This is a genomic window from Marinovum sp. E3 (genome assembly GCF_055755275.1).
The window spans coordinates 2902733-2923135 of record NZ_CM146908.1; the positions used below are offsets into that span (position 1 = coordinate 2902733).

Genomic DNA, 20403 nt, shown 5'->3' on the forward strand with positions numbered 1-20403 from the left:
GTGTGACTTTACTTTCCGTTCAGACGATCCCGCAGCAGCTTGCCGGTCTTGAAGAACGGCACATGCTTTTCCTCGACTTCAACCGCTTCGCCGGTGCGCGGGTTACGTCCGGTGCGCGCATCGCGTTTTTTCACCGAGAAGGCACCAAACCCCCGAAGTTCGACCCGATCGCCGCGCGACATGGCGCCGGTGATCTCTTCGAACACGGTGTTTACGATGCGCTCCACATCGCGTTGATAGAGGTGCGGGTTTTCATCCGCAAGTTTCTGGATCAGTTCTGATCTGATCATGTGCGCCATCCCCCCTGAACCGGTCCGCGCGTGAAGTCTCACATTCGCGACTATAGATAGATTGTCGTGTTTCGCAAACATGCGCGAGGGGCAAACTCCCTGAAAATTCGCGATTTTTTTGCATTCCGGGGCGGCCGCGCGCACAAACGGGCGGCAAATCGGCAGCAGCCGGGGATTGCCGGCCTGTCAACCCTGACCTTTGATTCGCTGCGATTTTTCGCGCAGGCGCCTGGCCGGGCCCGGCCCGTGGCACCGCCGAAGGGGGCAAAGAAAAAGCCCCGGCGCAAGGCACCGGGGCTTTCCGAGTTCGGATCAGCGCGAGGCTTACTCGTCGCCGCCCTTCAGGGCCGCGCCGAGGATGTCGCCCAGCGATGCGCCGGAGTCGGAGGAACCATACTGCTGCACGGCCTCTTTCTCTTCGGCGATCTCGCGTGCCTTGATCGACAGGCCGAGCCGACGGCTCTTGCTGTCGACGTTGGTGACGCGGACGTCGACCTTGTTGCCGACCGAGAAGCGCTCGGGGCGCTGTTCGGCACGGTCACGCGACAGGTCGGAGCGGCGGATGAAGGATTTCATGCCTTCGTATTCCACCTCGATGCCGCCATCCTCGATCGCCGTCACTTCGACGGTGATCACGGAGCCGCGCTTCACGCCGCCGATCGCATCGGCAAACTTGTCGCCGCCGACGTTCTTGATCGAGAGCGAGATGCGCTCCTTGTCGATGTCGACCTCGGAGACCACGGCCTGCACCACGTCGCCCTTGCGGTAGTTCTGGATCGCGTCTTCGCCACGCTCGTCCCAGGACAGGTCCGACAGGTGAACCATGCCGTCGATTTCGCCCGGCAGGCCAACGAACAGACCGAATTCGGTGATGTTCTTGACTTCGCCTTCGACGACGGTGCCTTCGGGGTGGGTTTCGGCAAAGACTTCCCAGGGGTTGCGCATCGTCTGCTTGAGGCCAAGCGAGACACGGCGTTTTGCCTGGTCGATCTCGAGCACCATGACTTCGACTTCCTGCGAGGTCGAAACGATCTTGCCGGGGTGCACGTTCTTCTTGGTCCAGGACATTTCCGAGACGTGAACGAGACCTTCGACACCGGGCTCCAGCTCAACAAATGCACCGTAGTCGGTGATGTTGGTGACGCGGCCCTGGTGCACCGATTCCAGCGGATACTTGGCGGCCACCAGATCCCACGGATCTTCCTGAAGCTGCTTCATGCCGAGCGAGATACGGTGGGTTTCCTTGTTGATCTTGATGACCTGGACCTTCACGGTCTCGCCGATCGACAGGATCTCCGAGGGGTGGTTCACACGACGCCATGCCATGTCGGTGACGTGCAGCAGGCCGTCCACACCACCCAGATCGACGAAGGCGCCGTATTCGGTGATGTTCTTGACCACGCCGTCGACCGCCTGACCTTCGGCCAGGTTGGCGATGACTTCGGCGCGCTGTTCGGCGCGGCTCTCTTCGAGGATCGCGCGACGCGAGACAACGATGTTGCCACGGCGACGGTCCATCTTGAGGATCTGGAAGGGCTGCTTCAGACCCATCAGCGGGCCGGCATCACGCACGGGGCGCACATCGACCTGCGAACCGGGCAGGAAGGCCACGGCGCCGCCGAGATCGACAGTGAAGCCACCTTTGACGCGGCCAAAGATCGCGCCTTCGACGCGCTGGTCGTCGGCATAGGCTTTTTCCAGGCGGTCCCAGGCTTCCTCGCGGCGGGCCATCTCGCGCGAGATGACGGCTTCGCCACGGGCGTTCTCAGCCGCGCGCAGGAAGACTTCGACTTCGTCGCCGACGGTGATGTCGGGCTGTTCGCCGGGGTTCGCGAATTCTTTCAGCTCGACGCGACCTTCCATCTTGTAGCCGACGTCGATGATGGCCTGGCCCGCTTCGATCGCGATGACCTTGCCTTTGACGACAGAGCCCTCTTCGGGGGTGTCCATTTCGAAGCTTTCATTCAGGAGGGCTTCGAACTCCTCCATCGATGTGTTTGCCATGTGGCGGTTGGTTCCTTTTTCAAGTCACTATTCTGGCCGGGTGGTTGTCTCCACCGGTCTTACATGATGCGCCGCCTCTCGACGGAGCTTTGGTCACGCGGGCCTCCGCAAAACGAAAGAGGGCCGGAGAAATTGCCCGACCCTGCCCGATCTCTTGTTCTGCGGCGTTTATCGCCTTGTCGACGGGGCGTCCTTACACCTCTGCGCCCCGAGTTTCAAGGCCCTTCGCCGGCGCGGCCGGGCGGGTCAGCCCTGCCCAAGCATCCCGCGCAGCACCTCGGCCGCCACCGCCGCCTCGGGGTCCGGCACGGTGTCCTGCGGCACCTGATCGCGCTTGAGGCTTTTCCAGCCTGTGGTCAGGCTGCGGCAATGCAGAAACGACAGGTCGGCATGGGTCCGGCGGCGCAGGAAGGGCAACCGTTCCATCCCGTGCACATCCCAGCTGAACCCGCCCAGCCGCCCCGAGGGCACCAGGCACCATTTCGGCGGACAGGGGCGCGGCGGCGCGGCTGTGTGGCTGTGATCGGCGTGGCTGAACGGCCCCTCCGCGCCGGGCGCCGGATAGACCCAATGCCCCGCCACCTGAACGAAGCCCAGCCGCGCGGCGCAGGCGGCATCAAACACGCTCTCGCCCCGGGTCACGATCAGCTCGTCGACGTCGCAATTCAGCACCGCCCGGGCCTGCCCCAGAAAGCGCAGCCGCAGCACGTTGAACAGCGCCGTCTGCATATATTTTTCGGTTCGGCGATAAGGCTTCCGCCCGACCGGCCCGTATTTGAACGGCACTTCCAGCACTGTCAGCCGGGACAGCCCCACCCCCTCCAGCGCCGCGCGCAACTCGGCGATGCCGTAGGCCGTCGAGCCATTGTCCATCACGATCAGCGCCTCGAGCCCATGGGCGTCGCGGTGATAGCGCGCATGGGTCACCAGCCACTCGATGGGATTGTCGCGGGACATCACGAACGCCGTGTTCAGCCCGGCAAACTCCGTATGCGCGGCGCGGCTCACGCCGCTGGTGCCGGTCCAGCCCTGAAGCAGCACCGAAATCTCCGCGGGACAGTTCGGCGCATCCAACTCGGCCACCTCGTGGCGCGCATAGCGCCGCAACCGGCGGAATTTCAGAACCCGGTCATCGCCGCGAAACACCGCCTTGCGAAAGGCCGTGCGGAAATTGTTGAGCGGCGGACAGACCAGGAAAAGCCGCCCCTCCGACCAGATCGCATCATACCACAGCGTTTCACGGTCGAGCGCCGCGAGATAGCCCTCGGGCTGGTATTTCGCCGCCAGCACCGAGCTGCGCTGCATATGCGCGGGCAGGCGCAGGGAGGCGAAATCGCCGCTCATCGGCTCAGCAATACCGCTCGGGCCCGACGTATTGCCCGACGCTGTAGCGGTCGCCATGGGCCCAGCCCACCGGCAGCGCCTCTTCGATCCGGGCCAGATCCTCGGTCGAGAGCGCCAATTCGGTGCCGCGCACGCATTCGCGGAAATGCGCAACCGACCGGGTGCCGGGGATCGGAAGGATCTGCGAGCCCTGCGCGAGAAGCCAGGCAATCGCCAGCGCCGCCGCCGGTTCGCCCATCTCGGCCGCCAGGGCGCGGAACCGGTCGGTCGCGGCGATATTGGCCTCGTAATTGGGCGAGAGAAAGCGCGGATTGCTCTTCATCCAGGCTAATGTCGGCACCCGTTCGGCCTCGATCGGCCGGTCGGTGAGAAAGGCCCGGCCCAGCGGCGAAAAGGCCACCAGCGCGGTGCCCTGGCGGGCGCATTCCTGCACCAGACCCAGTTCGGGCGCGCGGGTCGCCAGCGAATATTCCGATTGCACCGCCGCCACCGGGGCCACGGCGGCCGCCCGCCGCAACGAGGCGGGCGCGATCTCGGAAAAGCCGAAACCCTTGATCTTGCCCTTGTCGCGCAGCGCGACCAGCGTCGCGGTCACCTCTTCGATCGGCCGGGCCTCTTCGCGCCGGTGCACGTAAAACAGATCGACCGCCTCAATCCCCATGCGCGACAGGCTGCGGTCGAGCTCGGCCTCCAGATGCTCCGGCGAATTGTCGAAGCAGCGGTTGCCCGCGGCGTCCTTGGAAATCCCCGCCTTGGTGGCGATGTGGAACACCTCGCGCGCCGCACCGTTGCGGCGCAGATAGGCACCGATCGCCTCTTCCGACCGGCCCATGCCATAGACGTTGGAGGTGTCGATATGGGTCACGCCCAACTCCATTGCCGCATCCAGAACCGCCCAGGAGTTTTCTTCGGTGGTCGGCCCGTAGAACTCGGCAAAGGACATGGCGCCCACCCCCATGGCCGAAACCTCGGCGCCGGCGATCTTGCGTGTGGGGCGGCTCATGTGCGGGCCTCCTGCCGGGACCGGACCGCATCCAGCGCCGCGGCGATGGCGGCGTCGATGTCCATCGCGGTGGTGTCGATATGCACCGCATCCTCGGCCGGTTTAAGCGGCGCCTCGGCGCGGCCCATGTCGCGCTCGTCGCGGGCGCGGACATCGGCGAGCACCGTCTCCAGCGTGGTCTCGATGCCCTTGCCGGTCAGCTCCTTGAAGCGCCGCTCGGCCCGCACCTCGGCGCTGGCGATGACATAGAGCTTGGCCTCAGCCTCGGGGCAGATCACCGTTCCGATGTCGCGGCCATCCAGCACCGCCCCGCCATCGCGGCGGGCGAAGGCGCGCTGGAAATCCACCAGCGCAGCGCGGACATCGCCCAGCACCGCCACCTTCGAGGCCGCCTGGGCGACCTCGGGGGTGCGCAGGCTGGGATCGTCCAGCGCCTCGGCGGTCAAGGCCTGCGCCGCCGCCAGCGGGTCGGCGCCGTCCAGCACCTGCCGCCCAACCGCGCGATAGAGCAGCCCGGTGTCGAGATGGGCATAACCCAGCTGTCGCGCCAGCGCCTTGGAAATCGTGCCCTTGCCAGAGGCCGCCGGGCCGTCGACTGCAATGGTAAACGCCATGAATATTCGTCCTTTCCGCTGCCGGGTTACGCCTCGCGGCGCACGTCGGCGCCAAGCTGTGCCATCAGAGGTTCGAAGATCGGGAAGGAGGTGGCGATCGGCGTGCCGTCATCCACCCGCACCGGCTGCCTGGTCGACATCCCCAGAACCATGAAGGACATGGCGATCCGGTGGTCAAGATGGCTGGCGCAGGTCGCCCCGCCGTTGACCGTTCCCGGCCCCTGCCCGGTCACACGCCACCAGTCCGGCCCGTCCTCGACCGTGACACCACAGGCGCGCAAGCCGGTGGCCATCGCCTCGATCCGGTCGCTTTCCTTGACGCGCAGTTCCTTGACGCCGGTCATGTTGGTCACGCCGGTGGCATTGGCGGCCACGACCGACAGCACCGGATATTCGTCGATCATGCTGGCGGCGCGCGCCGGCGGCACATCGATGCCTTTCATGTCGGGCGAATATTTCGCACGCAGATCGGCCACCGGTTCGCCGCCTTCCTCGCGCTGGTTCTCGTATGTCAGATCGGCGCCCATCTCTTGCAGCGTGGTGAAGAGACCGGCGCGCGTCGGATTGAGCCCGATGCCCGGCACCAGCACGTCCGAGCCGGGGGTGATCAGCGCCGCGCAGACCGGGAAGGCCGCCGACGAGGGATCGCGCGGCACGGCGATCACCTGCGGCGTCAATTCGGGCTGGCCGGTCAGGGTGATGACCCGGCCTTCGTCGGTCTCTTCGGTGGTGATCTCGGCGCCGAAACCGGCCAGCATCCGCTCGGTGTGGTCGCGGGTGGCTTCCTTCTCGATCACCACGGTCTGGCCCGGCGCATGCAGCCCGGCCAGCAGCACCGCGGATTTCACCTGCGCCGACGGCACCGGCACCTGATAGCGCACCGGCACCGGCTCTGCCGCGCCCACCAGCGTCATCGGCAACCGCCCGCCGGAGCGGCCGACCGCCTGGCAGCCGAAGAGCGCCAGCGGATCGGTCACCCGCGCCATAGGCCGCTGGTTGAGGCTGGCGTCGCCGGTATAGGTGACCGAGATCGGCGAGGTGGCCGCCGCGCCCATGATCAGCCGCACGCCGGTGCCGGAATTGCCGCAATCGATCACCTGGTCGGGTTCGGCAAAGCCGCCGACGCCGACGCCGTGCACATGCCAGGTGCCATCGTCATCGCGGATCACCTCGGCGCCGAAGGCACGCATCGCCTTGGCGGTGTCGAGCACGTCCTCGCCTTCGAGCAGCCCGGTCACCACGGTTTCGCCCGCCGCCATCGCGCCCAGGATCAGCGAACGGTGCGAGATCGACTTGTCGCCGGGCACCTCTGCGATGCCGGACAGCGGGCCGCAGGGCGTGGAAATCATTGGAATGGGCGTGCCGTGGCCGGACATGGGCGGGTTCCTTCGTTATCGCTCGCGCCCTCATAGCAAGCGGGTTGAGGGGGGTCCATCCCGCGGCGGAAGCGCCCGGAGGAAAACTGCCCGTCGCCGCTGCGCCGCCGTCCCCGGCCTGCCCCGGGCCCCCACCGCCGGCCCCGAGGGAGAGGCGCCGGATCAGGTCCGGCGCGCGCGGGGAAACCCCGCCAAGCCGCGTCGGCCATACAGCCCGCCTAGGTCTTCCGAAACGTCAGGTAATGCGGCACCCGGCCCTCGCGCAGCGCCTTCTGCTCGTAGCGGGTGGAGATCCAGTCCTCCCAGGGCCGGCGCCAATCCTCGGGCCGCTCGGCCAGCCATTCGAAACCGTGCCGCGGCACCTGCTCCAGCGTCTGGCGCACGTAATCAGGGATATCGGTCGCGACGCGGAACTCCGCGCCGGGCTTCATCAGCGCCGACAGCGGCGCCAGATGCTCCGGCGTCACGAAGCGGCGGCGGTGATGGCGTTTCTTGGGCCAGGGATCGGGATAGAGCAGAAAGGCCTTGGAGACCGAACGCTCCGGCAGCACGTCAAACAGATCGCGGGCATCGCCGGGATGAATGCGCAGGTTGTCCACGCCGGCCTGCCGCACCTTGCCAAGAAGCATGGCGACGCCGTTGATGTAGGGCTCGGCGCCGATGATGCCGACGTCGGGATTGGCGGCCGCCTGATGCACCAGATGCTCGCCGCCGCCGAAGCCGATCTCCAGCCAGAGATCGCGGCCGCCGAACAGCGCCCCGAGGTCCAGCGGCGCGCGGTCGGGGTTCTCGTCCCAGCCGACCGGGCCGGGCGACAGCGCGGCCAGGTCCTCGTCCAAATAGCGTTCCTGCGACTTGCGCAGGCCCTTGCCCTTGAACCGGCCGTAAAAATTGCGCCAGGGCGCGCCTGATGGGTGTTTTGTCTCGCTCATGGGGCGCGGGTTTAGCCGGGCTTGGCCAGCGGCGCAACGGCCGCGCGGCGCCTTATCGACGCGGCGCACCCCGTCGAGCAAGCGCGGTGCCCCCGCGCCCTGCACCACCGCCCCCTTTCGGTCAGGTGTTGGCCGGCCCTAGCGGCAGAGCCGGTGAAACAGATGCGCCAGCGTCACCACCATCGCCATGGCAATCACCCCGAGGTAGCGTTCGTACAGCCCGTCGATCCCGGTTGGCAGGAAAAAGAACACCGGCGCGGAGACCAGCCAAAGCGCCGCCAGCGCCACCAGGATGCGGCCATGCGGGCCGCCGTGCCGTCCCGCGCCCCGGGCCATGCCGAGCGGCACCAGGAATTGCAGCACGCCCAGCGCATAAACCAGATAGACATGGATGACCGCCCCGTCCTTGTCCTGATCGCCGTATTCGTTCCGCGCGCCGACCAGAAAGACGATCAAGGCCAGCACCGCCAGCCCCACCAGCCCGAAGCTCCATCCCCGGCCGCCCGGATGCAGATGCGCGGCCACAAGTGCGGCGGCGATCAGCGCGGCGGCAAAGGCATAGATGCCGATATCCACGATGTATTCGTATTTGCCGGCGCCGAGATCGCTGATCGTGTCGGCGATCCAGTCATGATCGGGCACCACGAAATCGGCGATCAGGATGCTGACGGCAAAGATCACACAGCCCAGGCAGGCATAAAGGCTCAGCGCGGTCACAAAGCCGCGCCGGGCCTCGGGGTACAGGGTCTCGCGGGCCATCTGCATCGCCTTCTCTTTCCGGGTGCGGCACCGGAATGCGCCGCACCCGGAAAGAGGTAGACTGGGGCGGGGTGTTGTCGACCAGGGGGTCGGCGGCAATGACAAAGCCGGCTTTGCCCTGATGTCATCTCAGAATGATACGTAACTGCGGTTCTGTATAAAGTCTCGGCGCGGGCCCAGTGGACCGTAGCGTAAGTGCCTTGGCTAGTTTGCCACCGTGATGTTTGTAGGCGTAATTCGGCGACCCTTCACTTCCGATCAAAACGATATCTGTTTTCCGGGTTGGTACGGACTGAAGTATCGCTCCGTATTCCTGCAACCTGTCCGAGACCTTACCTCGAGAACCAAAAGAAAACCTGCCTGTCAGGACGACTCGACTGCCATCAAGAATGGTTTCGTCGATCTCATCGATATCGTGAATAACGGGAAGGGTCTCCGAACTTGGGATTCCGGTATCGGCGTAACTGTCGCCTACCAATGTGGTAATCAGCTGACTGATCTCGGCAGACTCCGCCTCATCTATCAAGTCGTCTTCCAAGGCATCCAGCACCACATGCCGCAACGATACGACCCTTGGATCGTCATCAAGGTCATGCGCAGCCCCCAGTCGATCATAGAGCACCCTGGCTTCTCGTCGGGTGACAATGCCATCGCAGTTGACGCCGGCACAAAAACCCAAGAGCCGGTTCGCATTGGACCGCCGACACGCGGGATCAATCTTTTCCGACCGGATCTCTGCAATTTGCGCTATCGTCTCCAATAGCACCTTTGGCGTGTCGCCATGACCCGCAGACGCTTCGGCCAAGATCTCTGCGGCATCGTCGTCGCCAACCTGCCGACAAATGGCTGCACATTCCGCCAAGAGCGGCTCAACTTCAGTCAGATCCAATCGTTCATTGGCAAGAACGCCATCAAGAAAACCAACAAAGAAGCATTCGTTTTTTGCGGTATTCGCCTTGTGATGAATTGAATCCAGAATATGCGATTCGTATGAAATACGGTCTGTCATTTAGCCAACCCAGATACAATCAAAGCATGAACAACAAGCGTGAGCCGCAGCTGTCCTAGAGTCAACAAGTTCGAACAACCCACCCGAGCGCTCGTCAGAGGGTCTCAAGCAACCGGGAACTTAGCAATTGAGCTCAGATCAGCTCCACCGCGATCGCGGTGCCTTCGCCGCCGCCGATGCAGATTGCCGCGACGCCGCGCTTCAACCCGCGTTTTTCCAGCGCATTGAGCAGCGTCACCATGATCCGTGCGCCGGAGGCGCCGATTGGGTGGCCCAGTGCACAGGCGCCGCCGTTGACGTTGACCACGTCGCGCGGCAGGCCCAACTCCTGCATGAAGGCCATCGGGACCACGGCAAAAGCCTCGTTGACCTCCCACAGATCGACATCCGAGACCTTCCAGCCGATCCGGTCGAGCAGCTTTCTGGCCGCCGGCACCGGCGCGGTGGTGAACCAGCCCGGCGCCTGGGCGTGGCTGGCATGGCCGAGGATGCGGGCGCGCGGCGCCACGCCCTGGGCCTCGGCCACCTCCGGCGTGCCCAGCACCAGCGCCGCCGCGCCATCCGAGATCGACGAGGCATTGGCGGCGGTCACCGTGCCATCCTTGCGGAAGGCGGGTTTCAGCATCGGGATCTTCTCGGGGCGGGCCTTGCCCGGCTGTTCGTCGCAGGTGATGATCTCTTCGCCATGCCGCCGGTGCAGCTTGACCGGCGCGATCTCGTCGGCAAAGGCGCCATTGCGTTCGGCGGCAAGCGCATTGTCCAGCGAGCCGATGGCATATTGATCCTGCGCCTCGCGGGTGAACTGGTAATGCGCGGCGCAATCCTCGGCGAAGGTGCCCATCAGCTGGCCCTTGTCGTAGGCGTCCTCGAGCCCGTCGAGGAACATGTGATCGACCACCTGGCCGTGGCCGATGCGGGCGCCGCCGCGCATCTTGGGCAACAGGTAGGGCGCCTCGGTCATGCTCTCCATGCCGCCGGCCAGGATGGCGCCGGCCTGGCCCAGGGCGATCCGGTCAAAGGCCATCATCGCCGCCTTCATGCCCGAGCCGCACATCTTGTTGATCGTCGTCGCGGGCACGGTTTCGCCGAGGCCGGCGGCAAACCCGGCCTGCCGTGCCGGCGCCTGGCCCTGACCGGCCGGCAGGACACAGCCCATCAGCACCTCGTCCAGCGCCGGTTTGCCGGCTTCGCGATGCGCTGCGGCGATTGCCACGCCGCCCAGCGTGCTGGCTTCGACGCCTTCGAATTCGCCCTGGAATCCGCCCATCGGCGTGCGTGCCGCGCCCAGGATCATCACTTCGCTCATGGCCTACCTCCCCAAATCCTTACCCCTGCATACAATTTAGTAAGGATTGCCGTCTAGCGTGGGGGCGAAATCGTAACGCAAGGTGACCGAGCCATGGACATGACCAGCAGAACCGAAGGCGCATTGCAGATCGTCACGGTCAACGCCGGGCGCATCGACGCCGCGGTGGCGATCCAGTTCAAGGATGCGATGCGAGCGGAAACCGACGGCCCGTCCAGACGGGTGATCCTCGACCTCGCGCAAGTCGGTTTCATCGATTCCAGCGGGCTTGGCGCCATCGTCGCCGCGATGAAACAGCTCGGCCCCGGGCGCAGGCTCGATCTCGCAGGGCTCACCCCGGCGGTGGAAAGCGTCTTCCGGCTGACCCGGATGGACACTGTCTTTGCGCTCTTTCCGACACTGGATGCGGCGCTGATGGCTCACGCCGACTGACGGGCGAAAGGAGCACCGTCCCTTGGAACCGGTTGCCAAGCCCCGCATTACAGCGCACCGCATCTCACTGAACACCCGCACCGGCGGATTGGCCGTGCGCAACCTTCTGGGCGAGGCGATGGTGGCACTGGCGGACTGGGGCCACCCGGCCGAGGCGCGCAGCGCGGTCGAACTGGTGCTGGCCGAAGCGCTCAACAACGTGGTCGAACATGGCTATGGGTTTCGCGAGGGCGGGCCGCTGGGTCTCGAAATGGAACTGACCGCGGAAACCCTGACCTGTACCATCACCGATCACGGCCGGCCCTTCCCGGACGAGGCCCTGCCGGAAGGCCGCGCCGCCAGCCTGGAGGGCCCGACGGCGGAGCTGCCCGAGGGAGGATTCGGCTGGCATCTGATCCGCCAGATGACCTCGGATCTGCACTATCAACGCAATGACGGTCGCAGCAAGTTGACACTTCACTTTTCGGTTGTGTGACATTGCGCACAGTTGCAATCAATTACCGCCCGTTTCGCGCCTTTGCCCCAGTTCCGCCGCAATCCCATCCCACCGACGCCTGAATGGAACGCGATACAGTACGGGTAGCTGCATATAGCTTCACCTCGGCGCCGCGTGTTAACAGCCCCCACCCAGTGCGCGGCGCCGAGGTCCCTTTCTCCGAAATCGCGATTTTCTTCTGCGCCAGGCGACGCTAGCCTCCGATCCATCACGACGGAGGTTCAGATGCGCGATTTTCATCTTCCCGGACGGTCGCCGGTGCGAGCCACCAACGGCATGGTCGCCACCTCGCATCCGCTGGCCGCGGCCGAGGCCCTGGCCTGCCTGAAAGACGGCGGCACGGCGATGGACGCGGCAATCTGCGGCGCCTTGCTGATGAGCCTCTGCGAGCCGCATATGTGCGGGCTGGCGGGCGATTGCTTTGCCCTGATCAAACCGGCAGGGGCGGAGCGCGTGCTGGGCTTCAACGGCTCGGGCCGCGCACCGGCGGCGGCCGATGCGGCACGGCTGCGCGCGGCCGGCCACGACACGATCCCCGATGGCAGCGCGGATGCGGTCACCGTCCCCGGCGCGGTCGAGGCATTTTGCCGAATGTCCGAGAGCCATGGCCGCCTAGGCCTCGACCGATTGCTCCAGCCAGCGATCCGCTATGCCGAAGAGGGCGTGCCGGTGGCCGATCGCGTGGGGTTTGACTGGCCCAACAAGGCGCCGCGGCTGCAAGGCGTGGCGCGCGACTTCTACCTCCGGGACGGGCGACCGCTGAAACCGGGCGATCTGTTCCGCGCGCCGGGCCAGGCCGAGGTGATGCGCCGCATCGCCCGGCATGGTGCGCCGGCCTTCTACCAGGGCGAGGTGGCCGAGGACATGATGGCCGCGCTGGCGGCCGTCGGCGGCCGGCACTGCGCCGGGGATTTCGCCGCCACCCGGGGCGAAGAGACCACGCCGATCACCGGACAGTACCGCGCCACCGAAGTTTTCGAACATCCGCCGAACGGCCAGGGCGCGACCGCCATCCTGCTGCTCAACATTCTCGCGCGGTTCGATCTGGCCTCGATGGACCCGTTTGGCGCCGCCCGCACCCATCTCGAGACCGAGGCCGGCAAGCTGGCCTATGACAGCCGCAACCGGCTGATTGCCGATCCCGACGTTCTGGATGCCACGGCGCAGATGTGCAGCCCGGCGCTGGCCGCCGAGCTGGCCGCGCGGATCGATCCGGGCCGGGCGTTGCCGGGGCCGTCGCGGATCGCCGAATCGGTGCACCGGGACACGATCTACATCACCGCGGTCGATCGCGACGGCATGGCGGTATCGCTGATTCATTCGATTTTCCACAGTTTCGGGTCGGGCCTCGCCAGTCCGAAATTCGGCCTGCTGCTGCACAACCGCGGCTGCGGTTTTAACCTGCGCGAAGGCCATCCCAACGAGTTCGGCCCGGGCAAGCGCCCGCTGCACACCATCATTCCCGGCATGCTGGGCGCGGCCGGGCGCATCGAAATGCCGTTCGGCGTGATGGGCGGGCAGTACCAGTCCTGCGGCCATGCCCGCTTTGTCACAAACCTGCGCGACTACGGCATGGATTTGCAGACCGCCGTGGATGCCCCGCGCGCCTTTTTCGACGATGGCCGGCTTCAGCTCGAACGGGGCTACAGCCCGGAGATGGCGGCAAAGCTGGCGGCGCTGGGTCATGATGTGGTGACCCCGACCGAGCCGATCGGCGGGGCGCAGGCGATCCGCATGCATGCCAGCGGCGTGCTCGAAGGCGCCTCGGACGCCCGCAAGGACGGCTGCGCGATCGGATATTGAGCGGGATGTTCGGCGGCGGTTGGTTGGAAATCCACCCTACGGGGCGATTTTGGTGGGTTTGCAACCCACCGTCCCCTCAATTCAGCTGGAAGTGCAGAGGATAGGATCCATCTTCGAATTCGCCGAAGAGATCGGGGATATCCGGGTGATCCACAGGCCGTCCGGAATAATCTGCGACAAGGTTCTGCTCGGACACGTAAGCCACGTAGAAGCTCTGATCGTTCTCGGCGAGCAGGTGATAGAACGGCTGTTCGCGCTTGGGTCGGCTGTCCTCGGGAATGGCGTTGTACCATTCCTCGGTGTTGTTGAATTCAGGGTCGACATCGAAGACCACGCCGCGAAACGGGTGCTTCTTGTGCCGGACCACCTGTCCCAAATGATATTTTGCGCGTGCTGTGTGCATTCCGGGGCCTCTACCGCCACAGGTTAGCGTCATCAAGGGGGAAATGTCCAATTTTCCGCCGGGAAATCAAGGAAACAAACTGTGACCCATGGTCATACAGTGGCCCGGCAGCGGCCCGGGTGCAGGCCCGCTCAAAGCCCGCCGCCCGGGAAAACGTGATTTCCCTGTCAGGCGATTTTCGCTACACTGCGACAAAACAAAAGACCAAATACACGAGCGAGAGGCAAATGAGCAGAGTCCTTCGCGCCATGGTTATGGTGCTCGCCGTTGCGTCCTGTGGCGGCGGCAATCAATCGGCGCCGCGCAATCTCGATGACGCCTGTGCAATTCTTGAGGAGCGCCCGAAATATTTCCGGGCCTTCCGCGCCACGGAGCGGCGCTGGGGTGTCCCGGTGCATGTGCAGATGGCCACGATCTACCAGGAGAGCAAATTCGTCGGTAATGCCCGCACGCCGCTGCGCTACACGCTGGGGGTGATCCCGATGGGCCGGCAAAGTTCGGCCTTCGGCTATTCCCAGGCGCTCGACGCCACCTGGGACGAATACCGCGAAGAAACCGGCAATCGTCGTGCCAAGCGCGACCGGATCAACGATGCCACCGATTTCATGGGCTGGTACATGAACAAGACCCGCGCCCGCAACGGCGTGTCGCTGGTGGATGCGCGCAACCAGTATCTGGCCTATCACGAAGGCCACACTGGGTTTGCCCGCCAGTCCTACAACAGCAAGGCCTGGCTGCTGCGTGTCGCCGATGAGGTCGGCACCCGGTCGATCACCTATCAGGTGCAGCTGGCCCGGTGTCGCCACGCCCGCTGACCTTTTCCCGCGCACCGCAGCCCCCCATATTCATCCCGAACCCAAGGGAGACCCGCACCATGGACGACCAGACCCGTATCGAGCTTGAAGCCGCCGCCTTTCGCACCCTGCGCGCGCATCTGATGGACAAGCGCACCGACGTGCAGAACATCGACCTGATGAACCTGGCCGGGTTCTGTCGCAACTGCCTGTCGCGCTGGTATCAGGAGGCCGCCAACGAACGCGGCATCGAGATGGACAAGGAAGAGGCGCGCGAAATCTTTTACGGCATGCCCTATTCCGACTGGAGAGCCGCCCATCAGTCCGAGGCCAGCGACGATCAGCGCGAGGCCTTCAAGACCGCCTTTGCCGAGAACGTCGACAAGGGCTGAGCCCTGAGCCCCCTCCCCTGCCGGCGGATCGGCGGGGAGGGGCGCAGCACTCAGCCGTGCAGCAAGATCTTGCCGGATCGGCCCGGGGTCCGGGCCGCCGTGACCGCTTCGCTCACGTCGTCGAGCCCGTAAGTGCCGCCGACGTCGAGCCGCAGCGCCCCCTGTGCGGCCAGGGTCACAAGCTCGGTGATCAGCCGCTTGCGCTCTTCCGGCGCCATCTCGGCGCTGACCCGCGACCCCCAGAAGCCGCGCACGGTGATCTGCTTCATGATCAGCGCCCCGGACGACAGCGGCATCTGCGCGCCGGTCGCGGTGCCAAATATCACCAGCTCGCCATCCGATGCCAGCAGGTCGACCAGCGCGGCCGAGACCTCTCCGCCCACCGAATCGATGGCCGAAACCGCCCGGTCGCCCACCAGCGCCGCGGCCCTGTCCTGCCAGCCCTCGTCCGAAGTCGAAAGCACGTGCTCGGCGCCCAGCGCCTCGAGCTCCGCCGCCGCCTCGGGCCGGCGCACCAGATTCAGCAGGTGGATGCCGCGGGATTTCGCCAGCGCCACCATGATCTTGCCGACCGCGCCGTTGGCTGCGGTCTGGATGATCCAATCGCCTTCCTTGGCTTTCAGCGATTCGAGAAGCGACAGCGCGCTGAACGGCATGGCAATGAGCTGCGCGCCGTCGGCGTCGCTGATCGCCTCGGGCAGCGGAAGCACGCCGCCGGCCGGGGCGGTGAAATACTCGGCCCAGCTGCCGTGGACACCGGCAACGGCCACCCGCTGGCCGACAAGCGCGGCCTCGACGCCGTCGCCGACCTCGGCGATGGTGCCCAGCGCTTCCGATCCGCCGATGGCGCCGGGCAGCTCGGGCTTGTAGCCGTAACTGCCATGCACCGTCCAGAGATCGTGGTTGTGGATCGGCGAGAAGGTCATCTTGACCAGAACCTCACCCGCCGCTGGTGCGGGTTTTTCCACCTCGGTGGATGCAAGCACCTCGACGGGCTCGCCGAATGTATCGTGCGTGGCAGCTTTCATTGCAATTTTCCTTCAGGATGTGCGTGAGAGTTGGTCTGTCGTCTCTGCAAGCGCCTGTTGCAGCGGCGCCTGAGAGCGGGCGAGCTTGGCGAGAATGGCGGCCCCCAGCCATTTCGCATAGAGCATCCGGGCCACGGCCTCGGGGGCATCGAACCGGCGGATCGAGCCATCTTCGGCCCCGGCCCGCAGCAGGTCGGCAATGCGTCCCACCAGCTCTGATATGCCGGTGTCGAGGATCAGCCGCATGTCGTCGGACAGGTCGGCCACCTCGGCCCCCAGCTTGACGACAAGGCATTGGCTGGCAATGCCCTCGGCCCCGGCCTGCGCCAGCCAGGCCTGCCAGAAGCGATCGAGCTTGTCGCGCGCCGCTCCGGGGCCAGCGATCAGCGTATCGAAGCGCGCCAGATAGGTTTCGACATAATGGTCGAGCAGCGCCTTGCCGAAATCCTCCTTGGACTCGAAGTAGTAGTAGAACGACCCCTTGGGGATGCCGCATTCCTTGAGGATGCGGGCGATGCCGACCCCGCCGAAACCGTGCCGGACCACCAGGGCGCGGCCGGTTTCAAGGATGTGCAGCCGTTTGAGATCGGATTTGCTGTGCTCTGTCATGCCGGTGACCTAAGAAATAATAGACCGGTCGTCTAGCATTCCTCACGCGCTTGTGTGCCACGCCAATCCACGACCCCGCAAACGACAATCGCGCCCCGGAGGGCGCGATTGGAAAAACGGGCAAGACGGGGTGGCCTCAACCGAACTGGCGCCTGGCCAATTGGCTGCCGCGGCGTTCCTGCTCGAAGCGGACATAGCCGGTGCGCTCGGCCTCGAGGTCGGCCTCCAAAGTGGCAATACGCGCGTCCTTGTCGGCCTGAAGGCCGATGGCGGTGCGCAACTCGGCCCGCAGCGCCTCGATCTCGGCCACATGCGGCGGCCGCACCATCAGCGCGGAGCGCAACCGCCATCCGAGAGCAACGCCCGCCAAAGCTCCACACAGAGCCGCGGCCAAAACGATCAAGCCTTCCAGCATAATTGCCCCCCAATTACCCTCACAATCCGGTCACGCGGCGTCAGGGTCGGCTCCGGGCACATCGCCAGGGATCGGGCTGGCAGGCCCTCGGCCCTCGGCCAGACGCAGCGCTCACCAAGCAGTGAGAGCTGCCATGACCGCGCCGGAAAAACCGGGCGGCGGCGCCCCTGATGCAGCCCGGACGCATCGCTCCGGCCTCGCTTTGCCACAGACACCACGCCGCATGCGCGGCCTCAAGTGCCAAGCCTGTGAGCGGCAGATATCGGCAGGAAAGCGTGGCTTTTGCGTCCCGCCTCGGCCGATCCTTGCCACCTGTTGCCGCGGTGCCGCAGCTGGACTCAGAGGGCGGCCTTGCGACTTTCCTCGATGTAGATCTGGCGCAACCGTTTCGCCACCGGGCCCGGCGCCCCCGCGCCCAGCGCCACGCCGTCAATCTGCACCACCGGGGTGACAAAGCTCGAGGCCGAGGTGATGAAAGCCTCTTCCGCCGCCTGCGCCTCGTCGATGCTGAAACTGCGCTCTTCGACCTTCATCTGCGCCTCTTCGGCAAAGCGCAGCACGGCGGCGCGGGTGATGCCGTGCAGGATGTCGTTCGACAGCGCCCGGGTGATGATCCGCCCGTCCTTGACGATATAGGCGTTGTTCGAGGTGCCTTCGGTCACCAGGCCCTGCTCGACCATCCAGGCGTCATCGGCGCCGGCGGCCTTGGCCATCATCTTGCCCATCGAGGGATAGAGCAGCTGCACCGTCTTGATGTCACGCCGGCCCCAGCGGATGTCGTCGATCGAGATCACCTTGAGCCCCCGCTCGGCCTCGGCGCTCTCGGCCAGGTTCGGCTTGGCCTGGGTAAAGAGCACCACGGTCAGCGGCGTGGTTTCGGGATCCGGAAAGATGAAGTCGCGGTCGCCCGGTGCCCCCCGGGTGACTTGCAGATAGATCAGCCCGTCGTCGAGCGCGTTGCGCGCCACCAGCTCGCGGTGAATTTCCAGCAGCGCCGCCTCGGTGAGCGGCACCGCCATGTCCAGCGCCTCGAGCGAGCGGGTCAGCCGCCGGGCATGGCCGGGAAAATCCACCAGCTTGCCGCCCAGCACCGAGGTCACCTCATAGACGCCATCGGCCATCAGGAAGCCGCGATCAAAGATCGAGACCCGGGCCTCGTCCTCGGGCAGATAGTCTCCGTTGAGATAGACGGTGCGGGCCATGGGCTGTCTCTCCTGTCAGCGGTCAGCCCCAGAGGGCCGGGTCAGAGGGGTGCACACCCCTTTCATCGAAATGCAGCGGTGCGGCGCGGTCTTCGGCCAGAAGCAGCGGCCCGTCAAGATCGGTCACTGCCGCGCCCTGGGCCACCAGCACGGCGGGCGCCATCGCCAGCGAGGAGCCGACCATGCAGCCCACCATGATGTCATGGCCCGCCGCCCGGGCCGCATCGCGCAGCGCCAGCGCCTCTGTCAGACCGCCGGTCTTGTCGAGCTTGATGTTGACCATGTCGTATTTGCCCGCCAGTCCGGCCAGCGAGGCCCGGTCATGGCAGCTCTCGTCGGCACAGATCGGCACCAGCCGCTCCAGCCCGCGCAGCGCCTCGTCCTCGCCGGCGGGCAGCGGCTGCTCCACCAGTGCCACGCCCAGCCGCCGCAGATGCGGCGCCAGATCGGCATAGACCTCGGCGCTCCAGCCCTCGTTGGCATCGACGATGATCCGCGCATCCGGCGCGCCTGCGCGCACCGCCTCGAGCCGGGGCATGTCATCCGGGGTGCCCAGCTTGATCTTGAGCAGCGGCCGATGCGCATGTTTGGTGGCCTGCGCCCGCATCTTCTCTGGCGTGTCGAGCGACAGGGTAAAAGCGGTGATCTCGGGCCCCGGCGCCGGCAGTCCGGCCAGCTCCCAGACCCGCCGCCCGCTGCGTTTCGCCTCCAGATCCCAGAGCGCGGAATCCACCGCATTGCGCGCCGCGCCGGCCGGCAGCGCTTCTTGCAGCTCGGCGCGGGTGATCGCCTCGGGCAGCCCGGCAATCTGCGCCGCCACCGAGTCCAGCGTTTCGTCGTAGCGGGCATAGGGCACACATTCGCCCCGGCCGGTCGCCCCCGCGCGGGTGACGGACACGGTGAGCACCTGCGCCTCGCTGCGCGAGCCGCGCGAAATGGTAAAGACTTCCGCCAGACGGAAGGTATCGCGGCGCGTTTCGATCACATCCCGCTCCTTCTTCGCTTTCCAATAATTCGCCACGCCGTCGCGCTTCGGGGCTTCGCGGCCCGGGGCTCAGAGCGCGTCCAGCGCCTCGGCCAGACGTTCGGCACCCTGACGGAACGGATCGACCGTGGGAAGCCCCATGCGCGCCTCGATTTCCGACAGGCAGGCCAGCGCCTCATCCTCGGACATCGCGGCGGTGTTGACCGAAATCCCCACGATCCGGCAATCCGGGTTGGCCACCCGGGCCAGCGGCAGCGCCATGTCGCGCAGCGCCTCGAGCGACGGCAGAGGATAATCCGGTAATCCGCGCATGTGACTGCGCGTCGGCTCGTGGCTGAGGATCAGCGCATCGGGCTGGCCGCCATGGATCAGCGCCAGCGTCACCCCGGAAAACGACACGTGGAACAGGCTGCCCTGCCCCTCGATGATATCCCAGTGATCAGCGTCATTGTCGGGCGTCAGCCATTCCACCGCACCGGCCATGAAATCCGCCACCACCGCGTCAAGCGGGATGCCCTCGCCGGTGATCAGGATACCGGTCTGCCCGGTGGGGCGGAACGTGCTCTTGCGGCCCGCCGCCTTCATTGAACGGTCCAGCGCCAGCCCGGTGTACATCTTGCCGACCGAGCAATCGGTGCCCACCGCCAGCACCCGCTTGCCGCTGCGCTTGACGCCATTGGCGATCGGATAGTCCACATCGGGCACCCGCACATCGTGCAGTTCGCGGCCGCAGGCCTTGGCCACCGCCGCCAGATCCGCTTCGTCGCGCAGCAGGTTGTGCAAGCCCGAGGCCAGGTCGAAGCCCTCTTCCAGCGCCGCCACCAGCACCTTTTTCCACGCCGGGCTGATCACGCCGCCCCGGTTGGCAACACCGATCACCAGCGTCTGTGCACCGGCGGCGCGGGCCTCGGCCAGCCCCATGTCGGGCAGTCCCAGGTCGGCCTTGCAGCCTTCCATGCGGAACTGGCCCACGGCATTCTCGGGCCGCCAGTCCTTGATCCCCTGCGCCACCTTGGCCGCCAGAGCATCGGGCGCGTCACCGAGAAACAGCAGATAGGGCGTCTTGATCACGGCGAAGGCCTCCTGAGTCGTCTTGTTCGGCGAGAGATATAGCGCGGAATCGTCATCAGTGCCTCCTGAATTCGTGTGTCTTTCGACAGTTCTTTGCAAGATAACGCGAAAACTCTTCCCAAATTCCGAATAATCG

Annotated in this window: 22 protein-coding genes; 5 read left to right on the forward strand and 17 right to left on the reverse strand. The window is 65.8% G+C overall.

Annotated features, from left to right (window positions below; translation table 11 throughout):
- Positions 1–8: 8 nt before the first annotated feature.
- From ihfB to AC0J5K_RS14295, 10 genes are all read right to left on the reverse strand, one after another.
- Positions 9–290 (reverse strand): integration host factor subunit beta, encoded by a 282-nt coding sequence (gene ihfB, locus AC0J5K_RS14250; RefSeq protein WP_048533965.1) that lies wholly within the window; start codon positions 288–290, stop codon positions 9–11.
- A 324-nt stretch (positions 291–614) separates the two neighbouring features.
- Positions 615–2294 (reverse strand): 30S ribosomal protein S1, encoded by a 1680-nt coding sequence (gene rpsA / locus AC0J5K_RS14255; RefSeq protein WP_048532974.1) that lies wholly within the window; start codon positions 2292–2294, stop codon positions 615–617.
- Positions 2295–2540: 246 nt separating this feature from the next.
- Positions 2541–3638, reverse strand: a complete 1098-nt coding sequence (locus tag AC0J5K_RS14260) for a hypothetical protein (RefSeq protein ID WP_283644651.1) — start codon at positions 3636–3638, stop codon at positions 2541–2543.
- Positions 3639–3642: 4 nt separating this feature from the next.
- On the reverse strand, positions 3643–4641 hold the full coding sequence (locus AC0J5K_RS14265) for an aldo/keto reductase (RefSeq protein WP_274564093.1): 999 nt from the start codon (positions 4639–4641) through the stop codon (positions 3643–3645).
- Entirely contained in the window at positions 4638–5255 is a 618-nt protein-coding gene (locus AC0J5K_RS14270; RefSeq protein WP_274564095.1) for a (d)CMP kinase, read from the reverse strand. The genes AC0J5K_RS14265 and AC0J5K_RS14270 overlap by 4 nt, the downstream gene beginning before the upstream one ends.
- Before the next feature lie 26 nt (positions 5256–5281).
- Positions 5282–6631 (reverse strand): 3-phosphoshikimate 1-carboxyvinyltransferase, encoded by a 1350-nt coding sequence (gene aroA / locus AC0J5K_RS14275; RefSeq protein ID WP_274564097.1) that lies wholly within the window; start codon positions 6629–6631, stop codon positions 5282–5284.
- 218 nt (positions 6632–6849) lie between these two features.
- Positions 6850–7563 (reverse strand): tRNA (guanine(46)-N(7))-methyltransferase TrmB, encoded by a 714-nt coding sequence (gene trmB / locus AC0J5K_RS14280; protein ID WP_074840297.1) that lies wholly within the window; start codon positions 7561–7563, stop codon positions 6850–6852.
- A 138-nt stretch (positions 7564–7701) separates the two neighbouring features.
- Complete coding sequence (locus AC0J5K_RS14285) at positions 7702–8322, reverse strand: DUF998 domain-containing protein (protein ID WP_048532980.1); 621 nt, start codon at positions 8320–8322, stop codon at positions 7702–7704.
- Between the two features lie 124 nt (positions 8323–8446).
- A complete protein-coding gene (locus AC0J5K_RS14290) occupies positions 8447–9331 on the reverse strand; it encodes a hypothetical protein (protein WP_274564102.1) in 885 nt (294 codons plus the stop codon).
- 133 nt (positions 9332–9464) lie between these two features.
- Positions 9465–10637: an acetyl-CoA C-acyltransferase gene (locus tag AC0J5K_RS14295; RefSeq protein ID WP_274565394.1), complete on the reverse strand. Its 1173-nt coding sequence runs from the start codon at positions 10635–10637 to the stop codon at positions 9465–9467.
- A 93-nt stretch (positions 10638–10730) separates the two neighbouring features.
- On the opposite strand from AC0J5K_RS14295, the gene AC0J5K_RS14300 reads away from it, so the two are divergent.
- The 3 genes from AC0J5K_RS14300 to AC0J5K_RS14310 all read left to right on the forward strand — a co-directional run bounded on the left by AC0J5K_RS14300 (position 10731) and on the right by AC0J5K_RS14310 (position 13368).
- Positions 10731–11069, forward strand: a complete 339-nt coding sequence (locus tag AC0J5K_RS14300) for an STAS domain-containing protein (protein ID WP_048532983.1) — start codon at positions 10731–10733, stop codon at positions 11067–11069.
- 22 nt (positions 11070–11091) lie between these two features.
- The gene (locus AC0J5K_RS14305; protein WP_083416174.1) at positions 11092–11544 is read left to right on the forward strand and encodes an ATP-binding protein; all 453 of its coding nucleotides are present in this window, start codon (positions 11092–11094) and stop codon (positions 11542–11544) included.
- 246 nt (positions 11545–11790) lie between these two features.
- Positions 11791–13368 (forward strand): gamma-glutamyltransferase family protein, encoded by a 1578-nt coding sequence (locus AC0J5K_RS14310; RefSeq protein WP_274565395.1) that lies wholly within the window; start codon positions 11791–11793, stop codon positions 13366–13368.
- Positions 13369–13444: 76 nt separating this feature from the next.
- Here AC0J5K_RS14310 and hspQ read toward each other — a convergent pair whose 3' ends face one another.
- Positions 13445–13771 carry a heat shock protein HspQ gene (hspQ, locus tag AC0J5K_RS14315; protein ID WP_048532986.1) on the reverse strand — a complete coding sequence of 109 codons (327 nt, stop codon included), beginning with the start codon at positions 13769–13771 and terminating at the stop codon, positions 13445–13447.
- A 227-nt stretch (positions 13772–13998) separates the two neighbouring features.
- Between hspQ and AC0J5K_RS14320 the strand changes: the two genes are divergently transcribed.
- Positions 13999–14586, forward strand: coding sequence for a transglycosylase SLT domain-containing protein (locus AC0J5K_RS14320; RefSeq protein WP_274565396.1), 588 nt, complete (start codon positions 13999–14001; stop codon positions 14584–14586).
- A 59-nt stretch (positions 14587–14645) separates the two neighbouring features.
- Positions 14646–14957, forward strand: coding sequence for a DUF1244 domain-containing protein (locus tag AC0J5K_RS14325; protein ID WP_274565397.1), 312 nt, complete (start codon positions 14646–14648; stop codon positions 14955–14957).
- Positions 14958–15007: 50 nt separating this feature from the next.
- Here the strand turns inward: AC0J5K_RS14325 and AC0J5K_RS14330 are convergent, their stop codons facing one another.
- The 6 genes from AC0J5K_RS14330 to dgcN all read right to left on the reverse strand — a co-directional run bounded on the left by AC0J5K_RS14330 (position 15008) and on the right by dgcN (position 20267).
- Positions 15008–15985, reverse strand: coding sequence for a zinc-binding dehydrogenase (locus AC0J5K_RS14330; RefSeq protein ID WP_274565398.1), 978 nt, complete (start codon positions 15983–15985; stop codon positions 15008–15010).
- A gap of 12 nt (positions 15986–15997) precedes the next feature.
- Positions 15998–16594 (reverse strand): TetR/AcrR family transcriptional regulator, encoded by a 597-nt coding sequence (locus AC0J5K_RS14335; protein WP_274565399.1) that lies wholly within the window; start codon positions 16592–16594, stop codon positions 15998–16000.
- A 136-nt stretch (positions 16595–16730) separates the two neighbouring features.
- On the reverse strand, positions 16731–16937 hold the full coding sequence (locus AC0J5K_RS14340) for a hypothetical protein (RefSeq protein WP_048532993.1): 207 nt from the start codon (positions 16935–16937) through the stop codon (positions 16731–16733).
- Positions 16938–17347: 410 nt separating this feature from the next.
- Positions 17348–18211: a D-amino-acid transaminase gene (locus tag AC0J5K_RS14345; RefSeq protein WP_048532994.1), complete on the reverse strand. Its 864-nt coding sequence runs from the start codon at positions 18209–18211 to the stop codon at positions 17348–17350.
- 22 nt (positions 18212–18233) lie between these two features.
- Positions 18234–19196: an N-acetyl-D-Glu racemase DgcA gene (gene dgcA, locus AC0J5K_RS14350; RefSeq protein WP_274565400.1), complete on the reverse strand. Its 963-nt coding sequence runs from the start codon at positions 19194–19196 to the stop codon at positions 18234–18236.
- Positions 19197–19265: 69 nt separating this feature from the next.
- Complete coding sequence (dgcN, locus tag AC0J5K_RS14355) at positions 19266–20267, reverse strand: N-acetyltransferase DgcN (RefSeq protein ID WP_274565401.1); 1002 nt, start codon at positions 20265–20267, stop codon at positions 19266–19268.
- Between the last annotated feature and the right edge of the window lie 136 nt (positions 20268–20403).

Excerpts from the sequence above, each read along its gene's own strand:
- ihfB (WP_048533965.1), bottom strand. The coding sequence starts at position 290 with ATGATCAGATCAGAACTGATCCAGAAACTTGCGGATGAAAACCCGCAC.
- rpsA (WP_048532974.1), bottom strand. The coding sequence starts at position 2,294 with ATGGCAAACACATCGATGGAGGAGTTCGAAGCCCTCCTGAATGAAAGC.
- AC0J5K_RS14260 (WP_283644651.1), bottom strand. The coding sequence starts at position 3,638 with ATGAGCGGCGATTTCGCCTCCCTGCGCCTGCCCGCGCATATGCAGCGC.
- AC0J5K_RS14265 (WP_274564093.1), bottom strand. The coding sequence starts at position 4,641 with ATGAGCCGCCCCACACGCAAGATCGCCGGCGCCGAGGTTTCGGCCATG.
- AC0J5K_RS14270 (WP_274564095.1), bottom strand. The coding sequence starts at position 5,255 with ATGGCGTTTACCATTGCAGTCGACGGCCCGGCGGCCTCTGGCAAGGGC.
- aroA (WP_274564097.1), bottom strand. The coding sequence starts at position 6,631 with ATGTCCGGCCACGGCACGCCCATTCCAATGATTTCCACGCCCTGCGGC.
- trmB (WP_074840297.1), bottom strand. The coding sequence starts at position 7,563 with ATGAGCGAGACAAAACACCCATCAGGCGCGCCCTGGCGCAATTTTTAC.
- AC0J5K_RS14285 (WP_048532980.1), bottom strand. The coding sequence starts at position 8,322 with ATGGCCCGCGAGACCCTGTACCCCGAGGCCCGGCGCGGCTTTGTGACC.
- AC0J5K_RS14290 (WP_274564102.1), bottom strand. The coding sequence starts at position 9,331 with ATGACAGACCGTATTTCATACGAATCGCATATTCTGGATTCAATTCAT.
- AC0J5K_RS14295 (WP_274565394.1), bottom strand. The coding sequence starts at position 10,637 with ATGAGCGAAGTGATGATCCTGGGCGCGGCACGCACGCCGATGGGCGGA.
- AC0J5K_RS14300 (WP_048532983.1), top strand. The coding sequence starts at position 10,731 with ATGGACATGACCAGCAGAACCGAAGGCGCATTGCAGATCGTCACGGTC.
- AC0J5K_RS14310 (WP_274565395.1), top strand. The coding sequence starts at position 11,791 with ATGCGCGATTTTCATCTTCCCGGACGGTCGCCGGTGCGAGCCACCAAC.
- hspQ (WP_048532986.1), bottom strand. The coding sequence starts at position 13,771 with ATGCACACAGCACGCGCAAAATATCATTTGGGACAGGTGGTCCGGCAC.
- AC0J5K_RS14320 (WP_274565396.1), top strand. The coding sequence starts at position 13,999 with ATGAGCAGAGTCCTTCGCGCCATGGTTATGGTGCTCGCCGTTGCGTCC.
- AC0J5K_RS14325 (WP_274565397.1), top strand. The coding sequence starts at position 14,646 with ATGGACGACCAGACCCGTATCGAGCTTGAAGCCGCCGCCTTTCGCACC.
- AC0J5K_RS14330 (WP_274565398.1), bottom strand. The coding sequence starts at position 15,985 with ATGAAAGCTGCCACGCACGATACATTCGGCGAGCCCGTCGAGGTGCTT.
- AC0J5K_RS14335 (WP_274565399.1), bottom strand. The coding sequence starts at position 16,594 with ATGACAGAGCACAGCAAATCCGATCTCAAACGGCTGCACATCCTTGAA.
- AC0J5K_RS14345 (WP_048532994.1), bottom strand. The coding sequence starts at position 18,211 with ATGGCCCGCACCGTCTATCTCAACGGAGACTATCTGCCCGAGGACGAG.